General features: G+C 70.6%; 15 protein-coding genes. 10 read left to right on the top strand and 5 right to left on the bottom strand.

The genetic code is table 11. From position 1 onward, the window contains the following. Positions 1-25: 25 nt before the first annotated feature. Positions 26-715 (bottom strand): HAD family hydrolase, encoded by a 690-nt coding sequence (locus D7X32_RS37045; RefSeq protein WP_120607247.1) that lies wholly within the window; start codon positions 713-715, stop codon positions 26-28. An 83-nt stretch (positions 716-798) separates the two neighbouring features. Between D7X32_RS37045 and D7X32_RS37040 the strand changes: the two genes are divergently transcribed. After that, positions 799-1,866, top strand: coding sequence for an enoyl-CoA hydratase/isomerase family protein (locus D7X32_RS37040; RefSeq protein WP_120607246.1), 1,068 nt, complete (start codon positions 799-801; stop codon positions 1,864-1,866). Between the two features lie 80 nt (positions 1,867-1,946). Here D7X32_RS37040 and D7X32_RS37035 read toward each other — a convergent pair whose 3' ends face one another. Genes D7X32_RS37035 through purM form a run of 3 tightly spaced genes read right to left on the bottom strand, consistent with a single transcriptional unit; the run spans position 1,947 to position 4,251 of the window. Continuing rightward, positions 1,947-2,513 carry a 2-thiouracil desulfurase family protein gene (locus D7X32_RS37035; protein ID WP_244239391.1) on the bottom strand — a complete coding sequence of 189 codons (567 nt, stop codon included), beginning with the start codon at positions 2,511-2,513 and terminating at the stop codon, positions 1,947-1,949. Positions 2,514-2,551: 38 nt separating this feature from the next. Beyond that, positions 2,552-3,217, bottom strand: a complete 666-nt coding sequence (purN, locus tag D7X32_RS37030; protein WP_120607245.1) for a phosphoribosylglycinamide formyltransferase — start codon at positions 3,215-3,217, stop codon at positions 2,552-2,554. Beyond that, positions 3,214-4,251: a phosphoribosylformylglycinamidine cyclo-ligase gene (purM, locus tag D7X32_RS37025; protein ID WP_120607244.1), complete on the bottom strand. Its 1,038-nt coding sequence runs from the start codon at positions 4,249-4,251 to the stop codon at positions 3,214-3,216. The genes purN and purM overlap by 4 nt, the downstream gene beginning before the upstream one ends. A gap of 153 nt (positions 4,252-4,404) precedes the next feature. On the opposite strand from purM, the gene D7X32_RS37020 reads away from it, so the two are divergent. The 9 genes from D7X32_RS37020 to D7X32_RS36980 all read left to right on the top strand — a co-directional run bounded on the left by D7X32_RS37020 (position 4,405) and on the right by D7X32_RS36980 (position 15,054). After that, positions 4,405-5,055: a Crp/Fnr family transcriptional regulator gene (locus tag D7X32_RS37020; RefSeq protein ID WP_120607243.1), complete on the top strand. Its 651-nt coding sequence runs from the start codon at positions 4,405-4,407 to the stop codon at positions 5,053-5,055. 1 nt (position 5,056) lies between these two features. After that, positions 5,057-5,812: an MBL fold metallo-hydrolase gene (locus tag D7X32_RS37015; RefSeq protein ID WP_120607242.1), complete on the top strand. Its 756-nt coding sequence runs from the start codon at positions 5,057-5,059 to the stop codon at positions 5,810-5,812. Between the two features lie 72 nt (positions 5,813-5,884). Further along, complete coding sequence (gene accD, locus D7X32_RS37010) at positions 5,885-6,736, top strand: acetyl-CoA carboxylase, carboxyltransferase subunit beta (protein ID WP_120607241.1); 852 nt, start codon at positions 5,885-5,887, stop codon at positions 6,734-6,736. Between the two features lie 19 nt (positions 6,737-6,755). Then, positions 6,756-8,081, top strand: a complete 1,326-nt coding sequence (locus tag D7X32_RS37005) for a bifunctional folylpolyglutamate synthase/dihydrofolate synthase (protein WP_244239390.1) — start codon at positions 6,756-6,758, stop codon at positions 8,079-8,081. A gap of 9 nt (positions 8,082-8,090) precedes the next feature. Next, a complete protein-coding gene (locus tag D7X32_RS37000) occupies positions 8,091-9,362 on the top strand; it encodes an alpha/beta fold hydrolase (protein ID WP_120607240.1) in 1,272 nt (423 codons plus the stop codon). 98 nt (positions 9,363-9,460) lie between these two features. Further along, entirely contained in the window at positions 9,461-10,975 is a 1,515-nt protein-coding gene (locus D7X32_RS36995) for an AMIN domain-containing protein (protein ID WP_120607239.1), read from the top strand. A gap of 51 nt (positions 10,976-11,026) precedes the next feature. Beyond that, complete coding sequence (locus tag D7X32_RS36990) at positions 11,027-13,723, top strand: LPS-assembly protein LptD (protein WP_120607238.1); 2,697 nt, start codon at positions 11,027-11,029, stop codon at positions 13,721-13,723. 65 nt (positions 13,724-13,788) lie between these two features. After that, on the top strand, positions 13,789-14,139 hold the full coding sequence (locus D7X32_RS36985) for a helix-turn-helix domain-containing protein (RefSeq protein WP_014398120.1): 351 nt from the start codon (positions 13,789-13,791) through the stop codon (positions 14,137-14,139). 153 nt (positions 14,140-14,292) lie between these two features. Beyond that, positions 14,293-15,054 (top strand): TetR/AcrR family transcriptional regulator, encoded by a 762-nt coding sequence (locus tag D7X32_RS36980; protein ID WP_120607249.1) that lies wholly within the window; start codon positions 14,293-14,295, stop codon positions 15,052-15,054. Positions 15,055-15,072: 18 nt separating this feature from the next. On the opposite strand, the gene D7X32_RS36975 is transcribed toward D7X32_RS36980, so the two are convergent. Further along, on the bottom strand, positions 15,073-15,957 hold the full coding sequence (locus D7X32_RS36975; protein ID WP_244239392.1) for a M23 family metallopeptidase: 885 nt from the start codon (positions 15,955-15,957) through the stop codon (positions 15,073-15,075). Positions 15,958-16,135 lie beyond the last annotated feature (178 nt).

The raw sequence follows: 16,135 nt of genomic DNA, 5'->3' as shown, positions 1-16,135 counted from the left end.
GTCCGGGGTGGGGCGGGTGGACCCCTCAGGCCCTGGAGCTGAACAGGCGCGCGAGCAGTTCCGGGGGCAGCGAGTCGAAGTCCGGGGCGGTGTAGTGGGCCCCCGCGTTCTTCAGCGCCTCCGCGGTCGTGGTGGTGGTGATGCCCACGGTGACCATGCCGGCGGCGCGCGCGGACAGCACGCCGTTGATGGCGTCCTCGAAGGCCAGGCACGACTCGGGGGGCACCTGCAGCGCCTTCGCCGCCGCGAGGAAGATGTCCGGCGCGGGCTTGCCGCGCGTCACCTGTTCGGCGCCGACGACGGTGGCGAAGAGCGGCCGCACGGAGAGCCCATCCAGCACCAGCTCACGGTTGCCCTGCGGCGCGGCGGTGGCCACGGCCATGGGCAGGCGCGCGTCGCGCAGGCGGTGCAGGAAGCCTTCCGCGCCCCGGTGCAGCGCCAGGTAGGGCCGGTAGATGGCGCGGTAGTGTGACTCCTTCTCCTCCGCGAGCGCGTCCAGCTCCGCGACGGAGAGGGTGCGGCCCAGGAGCTGCGGGAGGATCTCCTCGTTCTTCTTGCCAGCGAACTCGTTCTGGAATCGTTCCGCCGTCAGGCCCTCCAGTCCGAGCTTCCGGGCGAGTGTCACCCAGGCGCGGTTGTGGAAGTCCATGTTGTCGACGAGCGTGCCATCCATGTCGAAGACGGCGGCGAGCAGGGGGGCGGCTGCGGGAGTCATGTTCTTCCCAATACCGATTCTAGCCGCCATGTCACCCCCGAATCTCCCATGCGAGCCCCATCCGGGCTGATATCCCCCACGACATGAGCGAGGACGTGCTGCTGGAGACGCGGGGCGCGGTGGGCCTGGTCACCCTCAACCGACCGAAGGCGCTCAACGCGCTCTCGCTGGAGATGTGCCGGGCGATGCATCCCCGGTTGGACACCTGGGCGGCGGATCCGTCCGTGAAGGCGGTGGTGATCCATGGCGCCGGGGGCAGGGCGTTCTGCGCGGGAGGGGACGTGCGCGCGGTGGCCAGTTCGGTCGCACGCTCGGACGCGTCGCTGTCGCGCGAGTTCTTCCGGGCGGAGTACGCGCTCAACCACCGGATCCACCACTTCCCGAAGCCGTTCATCGCGCTGGTGGACGGCATCTGCATGGGCGGTGGGTTGGGGCTGTCCGTGCACGGGGCCTTCCGGGTGGTGACGGAGAAGCTGGTGCTCGCGATGCCGGAGACGGCCATTGGCATCTTCCCGGACGTGGGCGGTGGCTGGTTCCTGCCGCGCTTCCCTGGCGAGACGGGGACGTACCTGGGGCTCACTGGAGCGCGGTGTGACGCGGCGGATGCGCTGGGGGTGGGCTACGCGACGCACCGGGTGGAGTCCTCGCGCCTGGAGGACGTGGTGGGCGCGCTGGCGGCCGCGGACTGGAGCGGGCCGGGTCGCGAGGTGGCGGCGCGCGTGCTCCAGGGCTTCCATCAGGACGCCGGTGCTTCGGGGCTCGCGGCGCGGGCGGACGTCATCGCGCGGTGCTTCCAGGGCAACCGCGTGGAGGACATCCTCGCGGCGCTGGAGCGCGAGGGCTCGCCGTGGGCGGAGGAGACTCGCGCGACGCTGCTGCGCATGTCGCCCACGAGCCTGAAGGTGACGCTGCGGCAGCTTCGGATCGGACGCGGCCAGGACTACGACGCGACGGCGCGCATGGAGTACCGGTTGAGCCAGGCGCTGACCCAGCGGCCGGACTTCCAGGAGGGGATTCGCGCGGTGCTGGTGGACAAGGATCAGAAGCCGCGCTGGAGTCCGGCCACGCTCGCGGAGGTGACGGACGCGGAGGTGGAGGCGTGCTTCGCGCCACGGCCGGGAGACGAGTTGGAGCTGCCCGCTGGGAGCTGATCAGCGATCTGCCCGGCGCGCGGGCAACATGTGCATCGCGTCGCCAGTCGAGGACGCGCGGCGATGTCCCGTGCGAAGGGCTACAGGTCCTCGTCGCTCACGACGGTGCGCCCATCCGCGCGCAGCAGCGCGGTGGTGATGCCTTCACCGGGGCGCAGCACGCCTGCCTCGTAGACGCGCTGGCTGCCGCATGAGGGGCTCTTCTCCTTCAGGAGCGCCACCGGGACGTCGAACCGCTGAGCAGCGTCCAGGGCCATCTGGGCGCCCGTTTGGAACGCGGCGGTGCGGTCCTCGCGCGTCTCCCGCGTGAGGGCCCGTGCACGGCCGGCCCAGACGTCCACGCCTGTTCCTCCAGCAAGGTCCACGGGAGGGCGCGGAATGCCCAGGCCCGCGGCGGCCTCCGGGCAGATGGGGATGACGGCCTTGCCCTCCAGCGCCGCGAGCACGCGCTCCGAACGTTGCGAGCGCCCGTCGTAGCGGCACGCCTCGCCCAGCAGGCACGCGCTGACCATCACCGTGGGGGCCGCGCGCAGGGCCTCGCGTCGAGCATCGCGGTCCGCCCCCTCGCTTCCGGTCGAAGGTTCACGCTCCGCCAGGCCCGTCAATTGCGGCGCCGCAGGCTGCGACGGCTCCACGGCTTTCGTCACTTCGGGGCCTGCGGGCTGCGACGGTGCTACCGCCTTCGTCACTTCGGGGCACCCGGGCTGCGCAGGGCGCCAGCATCTCCCGTCACGCGTGCCGCAACCTTCGTGCGCGCCCCATCCAGCGTCACCGCGCCCGTCACCGCCAGCCGCACGGCCAGCGGATACAGCCGGTGCTCCTCCGCGAGGATGCGCGCGCTCAGGCTCGCTTCGTCATCGTCCGGCAGCACGGGCACCGCCGCCTGCGCGATGATGGGGCCCGTGTCCGTGCCCGCGTCCACGTAGTGCACCGTGCACCCGGCCACCTTCACGCCGCGCTCCAGTGCCTGCCGTTGCGCATGCAGGCCCGGGAACGCGGGCAGCAGGGAAGGGTGGATGTTCAGCACGTGCCCCGGGAAGCGCTTCAGGAAGTCCGCGCTCACCAGCCGCATGAAGCCCGCCAGACACACCCACTCCACGCCCGCGTCGGCCAGCACGCCGAGCACCGCCGCCTCGAAGTCCACCTTCGACCCGAAGCCCTTGTGGTCCACCACCTCCGCGCGCACGCCCGCCTTCCGGGCGCGCTCCAGCGCGAACGCCGTGGGCACGTTGGACAGCACGCACGCCACCTCGGCCGGGTAGTCCGCCTGCCCGGCCGCGTCGAGCAGCGCCTGCAGGTTGCTCCCGCCGCCGCTGACGAGCACCCCCAGCCGCGCCCGCCGCGCGCTCATGGGTCGATGACCGCCGTGGCCTCGCCCTGGCCCGCTTCCACCCGGCCCACCTCGGACGCCTCCACACCCCGGGCGCGCAGCACCTCCAACGCCTTCGCCACGTCCTCCTTCGCCACCACGACGATGAGGCCCAGGCCCATGTTGAACGTGCTGAACATCTCGTCGCGCGCCACGCCGCCCGTCTTCGCGATGAGGTCGAAGATGGCCGGCTTCTTCCACGTGGCCTCGCTCAGCACCGCGCGCGTCCCGTCCGGCAGGCACCGGGGCAGGTTGCCCGGGATGCCGCTGCCGGTGATGTGCGCCATGCCCTTCACCTTCACGGCCTGGCACAGCGCGAGCGCGTCCTTCACGTAGATGCGCGTGGGCTCCAGGAGCGCGTCACCCAGCGGCCGGTCCAGCCCCTGCGGCGCCATGTCCAGCGGCAGCTTCGCGTCGTCCAGCAGCACCTTGCGCGCCAGCGAGTAGCCGTTGCTGTGCAGGCCCGATGACGTCAGGCCGATGAGCGCGTCGCCCGGCTTCACCGTCTTGCCGTCGATGATGGCGGACCGCTCCACCACGCCCACGCAGAAGCCCGCGACGTCGTACTCGCCCCTCGCGTAGAAGCCCGGCATCTCCGCCGTCTCCCCGCCCAACAGCGCGCACCCCGCCTGCTCGCAGCCAATCGCGATGCCCTTCACCACCTCCGCCGCGGCGTCCACCTCCAGCTTCCCGGTGGCGAAGTAGTCCAGGAAGAAGAGCGGCTCCGCGCCACAGGTGAGGATGTCGTTCACCGACATGGCCACCAGGTCGATGCCCACCGTGTCGTGGCGACCCGCCAGGAAGGCCACCTTCAACTTGGTGCCCACGCCGTCGGTGCCCGCCACCAGCACTGGCGCCTGGTACTTGCCGGGCGGCAGGGCGAACAGGCCGCCGAACCCGCCCACCCCGGCCAACACCTCGGGGCGCGTGGTGCGCGCGGCATGGGGCTTGATCTTCTCGACGAACGCGTCGCCGGCCTCGATGTCTACTCCGGACTGCTTGTAGGTCGTTCCCACGGGCCGGCCTTGTACCCCTCCCCAAGGCCCCTGTCTCGGGCCTCGGAACCGCCGTGTCGGGTTTGCGGCGGCGCACTGCCCCCAGGGCGCCCGGGCGATATCGGTCTGGGATATTTGACCGGTGGGGTGGGGGCTGATTGACTCGCGGGCCAGATGGGCGCCGAGGAAACCCTCTTTCAACGTTTTGGCAAGGAGTTCCCCAAGGGCACCGAGCTCTTCCGCGAGGGAGAGATCGGGAAGGAGATGTTCGTCATCCAGTCCGGGAAGATCGCCATCTCCAAGCGCGTGCGCGACGTGGAGAAGGTCCTCGCGGTCCTGGGCCCGGGCGAATTCTTCGGCGAGATGGCCATCATCTCCAACAAGCCCCGGAACGCCTCCGCCGTGGTGCATGACGACGCGAAGCTGCTCGTCATCGATCCCAAGACCTTCGAGGCGATGATCCGCGGCAACGCGGAGATCGCCGTGCGGATGATCAAGAAGCTGGCCGAGCGCCTCTCCGAGGCGGACGCCCAGATCGAAAACCTGCTCCACGGCGACCCCGCCAGCCGCATCGTTCACCAGATCCTCCAGGCCTGCCAGACGCGCGGCCGGCCGCTGGAGGAGGGCGTGGAGGTGGACTTCGCCGTGCGGGAGATGCCCCGGCAGATCGGCGTGGGCGAGCCCGCCGTGCGCAGCATGCTGGAGCGCCTGGAGCGCGCGGGCCTCATCGAGCGCAGCGGTGACAGGCTCACCGTGTATGACACCGCCCGGCTGCACGACTTCCTCAACTACCTTGAGATGAAGTGGAAGTTCGGAGACCTCTAGCGTGAAGCTGCAAGTCCTCGGGTGCCACGGTGGCGAGCTTCCCTCGTGCAGGAGCACGTGCTTCCTCGTGGACGACGTGCTCGCGCTGGACGCGGGCGCACTCACCGGGACGCTCTCGCTGGAGCAGCTGTGCAAGGTGGACGACGTGCTCGTCGGCCACAGCCACTTCGACCACGTGAAGGACCTGCCGCTGCTCGCCGACCTGGTCATCGGCCGCAGGGACAGGCCCGTCACCATCCATGCCTCCCGCGAGTGCGCCAAGGCGCTGCGCGAGAACATGTTCAACAACGCGCTGTGGCCGGACTTCACGCGCATCCCCACGCGCCACAAGCCCGTCCTCGCCATCAAGACCTTCCGCGCCGGCAGCACCTTCCAGGTGGGTCCCTACACCGTGAAGAGCGTGCCGGTGAGCCACCCCGTGGAGTCGTGCGCCTTCATCATCAGCGACGGGAAGTCGTCGCTGGCCATGAGCGGCGACACCGGCCCGACGGACAAGCTGTGGAAGGCGCTCAACGCCACGAAGAACCTCAAGGCGCTGCTCTTGGAGACCAGCTTCCCCAACAGCCTCCAGGCCCTGGCGGACATCTCCGGCCACCTGACGCCCGCCACCGTGGGTTCGGAACTGCGCAAGTTCGACCGCAACGGCGCCCAGGTGATGCTCTACCACCTGAAGCCCGCGTTCGTGACCCAGCTCAAGAAGGAGCTGGCCCCGCTGCCCGTGAACGTCCTGGAGCTGGGCGAGACCTTCCAGTTCTAGGGACCGGCATGCCGCGGCGCGCCGTACGGGGGTATTGACGGCTCGCGGCGGCCGGATTAACCCCCGGGCCTCATGGCCTGGTTCTCCAAGAAGCCCCGCATCGCCGTCGACTCCGAGCCCGCCGCCGAGCCCCAGCCCTCCCGCATGCAGGGCCTCTGGGCCAAGTGCGAGCAGTGCGACGAAATCATCTACCGCCAGGAGCTCGAGAAGAACTGGATGGTGTGCATGCACTGCGAGCACCACCACGCCTGGACGGCTCGCGCGCGCCTCGCCGCCACGCTGGATCCGGACTCCTTCGAGGAGTTCGACAAGGAGCTGGAGCCCCAGGACCCGCTCGGCTTCACCGACTCCAAGAAGTACAAGGACCGGCTCAAGTCCACGCGCAAGAACCTGGAGGAGAACGACGCGTTCATCTCCGGCGTGGGCCGCATCGAGGGCCACCCTGTTTCCATCGGCAGCTTCGTCTTCGAGTTCATGGGCGGCTCCATGGGCTCCGTGGTGGGTGAGAAGGTCACGCGCGTGTTCGAGCGCGCCTTCGAGCTGAAGTGCCCCGCGGTGGTGTTCTCCGCCTCCGGCGGCGCGCGCATGCAGGAGGGCATCTTCTCCCTGATGCAGATGGCGAAGACGTCCGCGGCGATTGCCCGCTTCCGCACCAGCGGCAAGCCGTACGTCTCCGTGATGCTCAACCCCACGACGGGCGGCGTGGCCGCGTCCTTCTCCTGGCTGGGCGACATCATCCTCGCGGAGCCCAAGGCCCTCATCGGCTTCGCCGGCCCGCGCGTCATCGAGCAGACCATCCGCCAGAAGCTGCCGGAGGGCTTCCAGCGCTCGGAGTTCCTGCTGGACCACGGGATGATCGACGCCATCGTCCACCGCAAGGACCTGCGCTCGAAGCTGGGCCAGCTCCTGGGCATGCTGGGGTAGGGCGGCGGGCCTCCACTCCATGGTCGCCCCGCGCGCCGCCCCCCGAACTCCGGAAGACGCCCTGCGCTTCTTCCAGGCGCTCAACCCCTCCGGCATCAAGCTGGGGCTGGAGCGGGTGAAGGACGCGCTCGCCGCGCTCGACCATCCCGAGCGCGACTACCCGGCGCTGCATGTCGCCGGCACCAACGGCAAGGGCAGCACCTGCGCCTTCGTGGCGCGCGCGCTGGAGGCCGTCGGCCACCGCGTGGGGCTCTACACGTCCCCGCACCTGGTGCGCGTGAATGAACGGATCCGCGTCCGTGGCGCGGACATCCCGGACGACGTCTTCGGGCAGCGCATCCTGGAGGTGCTGGAGCGCTATCCCTCCGCGCTGTCGGATCCGATGACGTACTTCGAGTTCGGCACCGTGGTCGCGCTCTGGCACTTCTCCCGCGAGCGCGTGGACGTGGCCGTGCTGGAGACGGGCCTGGGCGGGCGGCTGGACGCCACCACCGCCGCGAACCCCGTCGTGACGTGCGTCACCCCCGTGTCCTTCGACCACATGGAGTACCTGGGCCACACGCTCCGGGAGATCGCCGGGGAGAAGGCCGGCATCTTCAAGGCTGGAGTCCCGGTGGTGCTGTCGAAGCAGGAGCCGGAAGCGCTGGACGCGCTCCTTCGCCGCGCGGAGCAGCTCGCCGTGCCCGTCCAGGTGGAGGGCCGCGACTTCGGCATCACGCCCGGGGCCGATGGAACGCTGTCATACCGGGGGCCTGCCTGGTCGCTCGACGGTCTCACGCTCGCGCTGCGGGGCCCCTACCAGCACCAGAACGCGGCGGTGGCGCTGGCGTGTCTGGAAGCCCTGCGGTCCCGGGGCGTGTCGGTGACGCCAGAGGCCGCGCGTGAAGGTCTGGCCACCGCGCGCTGGCCGGGGCGGCTGGAGGAACTGGCCCAGGCTCCGACGGTGGTGGTGGACGGCGCCCACAACCCGGCGGGCGTGGCGGTGCTGCTGGAGGCGCTGCGGACCCTCTACGCCGGGCGGCCCTTGCACCTGGTGTTCGGGGTGGTGGCGGACAAGGACCGGGGGCCGATGATGCAGGCCCTGTTTCCACTGGCGGCCTCCGTGCACCTCACGCCGCTGGAGACGCCGCGCTCGCTCGCCCCGGAGCGATACATCCTGGAAGCACGGGCCTTGTGTTCACGGGTCGTCTCGCACTCCTCCCTGGAGGAGGCCCTTGCGGGAGCGAGAACCGATGCAGGGGGTCGCCCGGACGGTGTGGTGTTGGCGACGGGCTCATTGTTCCTGGTAGGCGCCGTAAAGCGATTGGTCGACCGAAGCCTTGGCGCGATGCAGCAGCAGCAGTAACTTTGAGACATGCGCCTGCCGGACTGGAGATCAGCGCTTCCGGGACCTCCGATGCCCACCGTCGACGAGGTCGATTTCCGGGCGCTGTACTCCAAGACCAACTACGTGGTGGAGACGGCGGACGGATGGTCGCTCGTCATCACGCGCTACCGGCCGGTGAAACAGGCGTTCGCGCAGCCGCTGTTCGGTGAGCCGCTGCTGCTGGTGCACGGCTTCAGCCAGAACCGGCACACGTGGACGAGCGGCCAGTTCGTGAAGAACCTGCTCTTCTTCGGCGTGGACATCCACATCCTGGAGCTGCGCGGGCACGGCAAGAGCTCCATCGCCTTCCAGAAGGAGCGCGCCGAGCGCTTCAAGCGCCCGCTGCCGCAGGACCTGGACTACGGCTGGGACCTGGACAGCTATTTCCTCTACGACCTGCCGGCGGCCGTCTCCGGCGTCAAACGCATCACGCGGCGCGAGCGCGTCTTCTACTGCGGCCACTCCATGGGCGGCATGCTGGGCTACGGTTACGCCGGCATCCACGACGACTTCGAGGGGCTCATCACCATCGGGTCGCCCGCGGACCTGGGGCGCGGCTTCATGCTCCTGCGCGCGCTGGCGCATGGTTCACCGCTCGTCGCGAGCGCCGTGGACCTGACGCTGGGCGGACTGAACCTGAACCGCCGCGCGGCCTCGCTGACCCGCTCGCTCCTGGCGAAGGGGGCGGGCGCCTTCAGCCCCTCGCTCCAGAAGCGCCTGGAGCCGGACGTGTCCAAGCCGCTGGTGTTCAACGCGGTGCCGGTGGACGTGGTGCTCAAGTGGGTGGAGCGGCAGCTGGCGCAGGCGGACGAGTCCGCGCTGTATCAGCGTTTCACGCGCAAGCTGAACCGGCTCGTCAACACGGAGCGCGTCAGCCGCGACGACATCCGGTGGCTCCTGCGCGAGGGCGGCGAGCGCGAGCCCCGCAAGGTGATTGAACAGTTCGCCCGGTGGATCCGCCGGGGCGAGATGGTCTGCTACCGCACGGACTACGACTTCAAGCGCGGCTTCGGGAAGATCGAGATCCCCATGGCCATCATCTTCGGGGACCTGGATCCGCTGGCGTCCGTGGAATCCACGCGCAGCGTGTACCGCGCCGCGAAGAGCGAGTACCTGCTGTGGCGGCCGGTGAAGGGCAACAGCCACGTCGAGCTGACGATGGGGCACGACATCCGGCAGATCTGCTACGACATCAAGAACCTCATCGAGTACACCCGCACGCACCGCACGCGCTCGCCGGCCCTGCCGCGCTTGCGTTGAAGCGCGGACGTTCCGGCCAGACTGAAAAGTTGGTGCCTCCCGGGTGCGTGATAATTTCGCGCGCGTCTGTCTTCTGACGCATGTCACGGGAGTGGTCGATGAAGGGCTTCGTGGTGTCGCTGCTCGGGTTGTGGCTTGTGCCCCTGGTGGCGCTGGCGCAGCAGCCGGCGGACCTCAACACCATCACGGCCATCTCCGTGAGCGGCGGGACGGTGGAGATCACCGGCAGCAAGAAGCCGGACTTCAACAGCTTCACGATGACGGATCCGCCCCGGCTCGTCATCGACGTGTCCGGCGCCGCCTTCCAGGGCGTGGCGGAGGAGCAGCCGGTGGGCAACGGCACCGTCACGGGCATCCGCACCGCCACGTACGGCACGGAGTCCGCGTCCATCGCGCGCATCCTCATCGGCTATGAGCGCGAGGTGGAGACGGACATCCAGTCCTCCGGCAACAAGCTGGTGGTGAAGGTCCTGGGCGGGGGCGGCACGGCCGTCGCGCAGGCCACGCCCACGGAAGGGCAGGGCACCGCGCAGGGGGCCACCGCGGCCAACACGCCCGCCGGGACCAGCGCGCAGGACGCGGCCCGCGCCGCCGCGTCCGACCGGGAGTCGCAGGAGAAGGCCGTGAAGGCCGCCGCCGACGCCGCCCGGGCGGAGCGCGAGGCCCAGGAGAAGGCCGCCGCCGAGGCCACCGCCCGCGCCAAGGCGGATTCGGACGCGGAGGCCAAACGCCAGGAGGACGCCCGGCTCGCCGCGCAGCGCCAGGATGAGGAGCGCCGCAAGTCCGAGGAGGCCGCCGTCGCGGAGCGCAAGCGCCAGGAGGCAGAGGCGCAGGCCGCTACGAAGCGCGCCGAGGACGAGCGCCGCGCCACCGCCCAGGCCGCCGCGGACCAGAAGCGCCAGAAGGAGGAGGAGGCGAAGACCGCCGCCGAGGAGAAGCGCGCCGCAGCCCAGGCCGCCGCTGATGAGAAGCGCGCCGCGGCCCAGGCCGCCGCCGAGGAGCGCCAGTCCGCCGCCAAGACCGCCGCGGAGAAGAAGCGCGCCGCCGCGCAGACCGCCGCCGAGCAGAAGCGCCTGAAGGAAGAGGAGCGCCGCGCCGCCGCGCAGGCCCGCCGCGAGGAGCAGCAGTCGGCCCGCGAGTCCGCCGCCGAGGAGAAGCGCCAGCAGGCGGCGGAGGCCCGCGAGCGCCGGCAGCAGGCCGTGGCGGCCCGCGAGTCGCGCGCCCGTCCCAGCCAGGGCAGCGCCGCGGCCGAGCCACGTGAGAGCGGCGGGGGCGCGGTGTCGTCGCGCCGCAAGACGATGACGCTGGTGGGCTTCCAGCAGCAGGCGGACAGCTCGCGCGTCTTCGTGCGCACCAACGAGCCGGTGCGCTACCAGGTGAGCACCTCTGGCAACCAGGTGGTCCTGGAACTGGAGAACACGCGCGTGGTGGAGTCCAACAACACGCTGCCCCTGGACACGCACTTCTTCCCGTCGGCCGTGTCGCGGGTGGAGGCGTTCTCCGGCGCGGGCAACTCCGTGCGCGTCGTCATCCAGCTGAAGCAGGGGGTTCGCTATGAGACACGCCAGGACGGCGGCCTCATCACCCTCGACTTCCCGCGCCCGGGCCGGTAGGACGGGCAGGGCGCCGTTGCCGGCACGGCGCCCTTTGCCCACGCCTCCTGCATGACCTTCCTTGCTCCGGTCGCCCTGACGCTCTGGGTGGCGGCCCAGATTCCGCTGGCCACGCAGGTGGAGCTGCCCACCGGCGAGACCGTGGAGCTGGCGGCCGACTACGTCGTCTACGAAAACGACGTCCTCACCGCCCGGGGCCACTGCGAGCTGCGCAGCGGCCCCAACGTGCTGCGCGCGGACGAGGTGACGTACAGCGAGGCCACGCAGGTGGCCACCGCCACCGGCAACGTGATGTTCGTCAGCGGCCTGATGGCCGCCATCGCGGACGACGTGCGCGTGGACCTGCGCTCCAACGAGGCCACCGTGAAGGGCGGCCTCTTCATGCAGAAGAAGGGCGTCACCCCCGAAGCCCTCCAGGCCGCCAAGACGCCGGACGAGCTGCGCAAATTGGGAGAGACGCCCGTCCTGATGAGCGGTACGCGCATCCGCCGCACCGGGGAGACGGCCTTCTCCGTGGACGGCCTGGCCTTCACCCCGTGCCAGTGCGGCCCCGGCGAGCCCAGCTGGCGCGTGGAGGCGAAGGAGGCCAACGTGAAGATGGGCGAGCGCGCCATCCTCACCTGGCCCGTGGTGTACGTGCGCTCGGTGCCGGTGTTCGCGCTGCCGTGGCTGTACCTGCCCCTGGCCGAGCGCCGCTCCGGCCTGCTCATCCCGCGCCCGTCCAACTCCGGCCTCAACGGCTTCGCGCTGGACGCGCCCGTCTTCGTCACGCTGGGGGAGAGCTACGACCTGACGTTCACCCCCGGCATCTACACGGGCGGGGGGGACATCACGAATGCCTACTTCTCCAGCATCGAGGGCACGGAGATTCGCGAACCGCGCACCAACGGGGTGAAGGGGCCACGGCTCCTCACGGAGTTCCGCTACGTCCCCAGCGACCACACGCGCGGCCGGGCCACGCTGGGGTTCCTCTACGACCTGCGCCCCCGGCTGAATCCGGTTACCTTCGACTTCCTCCGGGTCCACCGGCAGATCGCCGAGAATACCTGGGTACCCACCTCGCAGATCATCGACGACAAGCGCGGGCTGCGCGGCGAGGCGTCCTGGCAGCACACGCAGGACCTGGGCGACGGCTGGCACGACCGTGTGGACGCGTACTTCGTGTCCGACGGCTTCTACACGCGCGACCTCACCGCCGACCTGCTGGTGCAGAACTACAACTACCTGCGCAGCACCGCCGTCGTGTACCAGCGCCGCGACGACCGCTACCTGGGGCTGGACGTGTCGCTGCGCCAGGACCTGCGCTACCCCTTCCGCTTCTTCCAGCCGAACTTCATCCCCACGGCGGCTTCGGCAACGGGCGTCGGCTACAATCCCCACGGCCCGACGACGTTCCAGCGCCTGCCGGGCCTCACCCTGGCCCTGCCCCAGCGGCCCCTCTTCGGCGGGCGCGTGATGGGCGGGATGCAGGTGGAGTACAGCCGGCTGGCCCCGCTGCGCAGCGGCGGCTTCGCGGACGACGGAGCTGACGGGTTCTTCTCGCCCGCGGGCACCTGGCGCTCCCCGGGCACGCCGCTGGAGACCCCCCCGGAGCTGCTTCCCAAGGACGGCCTGGAGGGCAACGGCCTTCTGGACCCCTCCGAGCGCGAGGGCCGCGACCGCGTGACGCTGTCCCCGCTCCTGTCCACGTCCTACGGGCTGGGCACGTGGGCCCGGCTGACCCCTTCGCTGGGGCTGCGCCAGGACGTGTCCGTGGGCGAGGTCTCCGGCCGCACCGCCGCGCGCGGCTACGCGCTGGCGGACCTGATGCTGGACTCGCAGCTGGCGCGCACCTTCACGGACCGGGATACGCTCTACCGCCACACGCTGTCCCCGTCGGTCAACCTGCGCTACGTGCCCGGCGGCTGGGGCCACGGCCTCACCGCCCTGAACGGCACCGGCACCGGCACCGTGCCGCTCGTCTACGACGAGCTGGACTCCGGCGTGCCGCTCCAGTCCGACGGCCGCGTGCGCGGCTTCCTCCACGCCGTGGTCGCCGTGGACCAGACGCTGCGCGTCCGCAAGGGCCCCACCACCCGCGAACCGCTGCGCCTGCGCATCGGCCAGGGCTTCGACCTGTCGCGCATCGCGCCCGTCGCGGGCCGGGACACGGTGCAGGGCAGCGTGCTGCGCGACACCTTCGCGCGCCTGTCCGCCAGCGCCGGCGTCCTCACCGCGGGCGCGCTCGTGCGCATGGATCCGACGACGCGAGACATCACCCAGCTGTCCGCCGACTTCACCATCGACAACGGCAAGGGCAACGCGCTGTACGCGCGTTACGACGACCTGCTGGCCGTGAAACAATTGTCAATTGACCGTGGGTTGGATCCATTGGCACAGGGACCCGATTTCGTGCGCCGGGGCGTGGACATGCTGGTGGGAGACGCACCTCGCCCCCTCCCGTCCCACAACGACCAGGTCGACCCCTCTCCGACCGAACGGGCGCAGGCTCTCACTGCAGGTACGCGAATCAAGCTCGGATTCGGGCTCGGGTTGCGATACGAAGCACTGGTGCAGCCGCTTTATAAGGATCTGAATTCCCAGGAAAGTCAGCCCCTTGCGCAGCAGACCTTCGGCGTGTCGTATGGACCCGCCTGTGACTGCTGGCGTATCGAGGGGGTGGTGATCCTGCGGCGCAATCAGACGCCGGAATTCGCCGGCGTGAATCTGAGCGTGGCCGGATTCGGGTCCTTCGGGTCGGGAGGATAGGAATCACCCGCCGTACGCGAGCGTTGCACTCACCTCGAAACATCCCCCCAGAGGAGAAGTCTTTCGTGTCGGATCTCGGAAAAAGAATTGGCCAGCGCATTCGCGAGCTTCGCACGCAGCGCCCGGAGCGATGGACGCAGGAAGAGCTCGCGGAGCGTGCGCAGATCAGCGTGTCTTTCCTGTCGATGATCGAACGGGGCGAGCGTGTGCCCCATGTGGAGACCCTGGCGGCGCTTTCCAACGCCCTCAGCGTCAGCCTCGGTGAGCTCTTCACGGGCACCGAGCAGACGCCCGCCCAGACGGAGGACCTGCTGCGTCCCCTGTCGGATTTCGCCCGGGCGCGCGGCCTCAACGCGCGCGACGTGGACCGCTTGTTGGGCGTGGCCCGCGTGATGTTCAACGGCTCGGCGGCCTGAAGCCCCTCCCGGGGAGGGCCCTTCCCCGTGCGTGCCCCTTCCGCCCGCCTCCCCCTCGGCGTGGCGGAGGGCCCCACGTAAGGATTGACCCCGGGGCCCCGCGTCCGTAGCGTGGTTGGCTGATTCTTGAATCAACCAGCCGTGGGAGGACGCGTGGGCCAGCAGAAGACGGCGCCGGAGAACGGGACGCGGGAGAGCGAGCGTCGCCGGACCATCCTGAGGGCCGCCATCGACGTGTTCGCCCGCAAGGGCTACCACGGCTGCCGCATCGCGGACGTCGCCAAGGAGGCGGGCGTCGCGTACGGGCTCGTCTACCACTACTTCAAGAACAAGGATGAGCTGCTGGAGACCGTCTTCGAGACGGGCTGGAGCGGTTTCATCGCGCGTGCGCGTGCCGTCGCCGAAAGCGAGGGGCCGCTGGTGGAGAAGGTCCGCCGCATCGCGGACGTGGCCTTCGAGGCCTACCGCGTGGACCCCCGCGCGGTGAAGGTGCTCATCCTGGAGATTGCCCGTTCACCGGCCGGAGCCCGCATCAACCGGCAGACGGCCTTCGTGGACGTCATCCGCCTGAGCGCGCAGATGTTCACGCACGCGAAGGAGGCGGGGGAGCTGCGCCCGGACGTGGATCCGCTGCTCGCGTCCGCGCTGCTCTTCGGCTCCATTGAAATGGGGCTCACCGCCTTCGTCGTGGGGCTCGCGGACGCGCGCGACGCGGTGATGCTCGAGCGCGCCAAGGCGCAGATCGCCGACTCCTTCCTCCACGGCGTGCTGCTGGGTGGCGCGTCTTCCAAGGCCGAGCCCGCGAAGCACGAAGGCGCGAAGCACGAGCCTCCAGCGGCCGAGGCCCCGGGGGACGCAGCGCCGCTGAAGCGGGAGAAGGCCGCTCCGAAGGCCCGGGCCCCCAAGCGCGGCTGAGGCCTCACGGGCCCCGCGCTACGGGTTGCTCAGGCCGGGGCTGTTGGTGGCCACACCCGGCGCTTCCGGCGCACCGGTGAAGTCCAGCTTGAGCAGCGTCTGGCCATCCACCCAGCGGTCATCCGCCTTCACGCCCCAGTGCAGGTGCGGGCCGGTGACGCGGCCGGTGCTGCCCACCAGTCCCAGCGCGTCGCCCTGCTTCACCTGCGCGCCGTCCTTCACGTCGATGCGCGACAGGTGGAAGTACGCGGTGAAGAGCCCCGCGCCGTGGTGCACGAGCACGGTGTTTCCGGAGGCGTAGTTGTCGCGCGCCATCACCACCGTGCCGTCATTGGCGGCGACCACCGGCGAGCCCGTGGCGCCATCCAGGTCCACGCCGAAGTGCTGGGTCTGCAGCTTGCCGTTGAACGAGCGGCGGTCGCCGAAGGGCGCCGTCACGACCGACTCGCGCGGCCAGGCGAAGTTCTGGCCGAACAGCGGCGCGTGGAAGGGCTGCGCGAACGCCGCGGCGAACGCCTTGCGGTCCGCCTCCATGCGCGCCTTCACCTTCTTGGGCGGCGACACGTACTTGTTGGCCACGCGCAGCTCGCGCTCGCGGAAGCCCGGTGCGCCCACGGTGAGCGCGCCGGACAGCAGCACCGGCAGGCCGCGCCCGGCCGCCGTGACGTCCACCGCCACGGTGCCCTCCGGCTGCTCCACCGGGAGGCTGGTGAGGGCCGCGTAGCCGTTGTTCCACGCGAAGAAGTGCAGGGGCCGGCCCGCGAGCGTCCCCGTGGGAAGCGCGGACGCGCCGTTCACCGTCACCAGCACCGGGTCGCCCGGCTTCGGGTTGGCGGGCTGGAGCGACAGGTGCGGCCCGTCCAGGGGCTTCACCTTCAGCGGCGACAGCTCGCCCTGGACCACGGCGCCCGGCGTGGGCGCGCCCGGGGCACGGAGGCCCGAAGCGGCGGGCGGCGTCGTGGAGCCCGGCACGCTGCCCTTCACCACGGCGGAGGGCGTGGCGGGCGTGGCGGCGAGCACCGGAGACCCGGCGGCGAGCAGGGTGAGGGCGAGAGCGGGGGCGGCGAAGGGGGTCCGGGCG

The sequence above is a fragment of the Corallococcus carmarthensis genome (assembly GCF_003611695.1).
GTDB classification, from domain to species: domain Bacteria; phylum Myxococcota; class Myxococcia; order Myxococcales; family Myxococcaceae; genus Corallococcus; species Corallococcus carmarthensis.
This window is presented reverse-complemented; position numbering and strand designations above follow the sequence as displayed.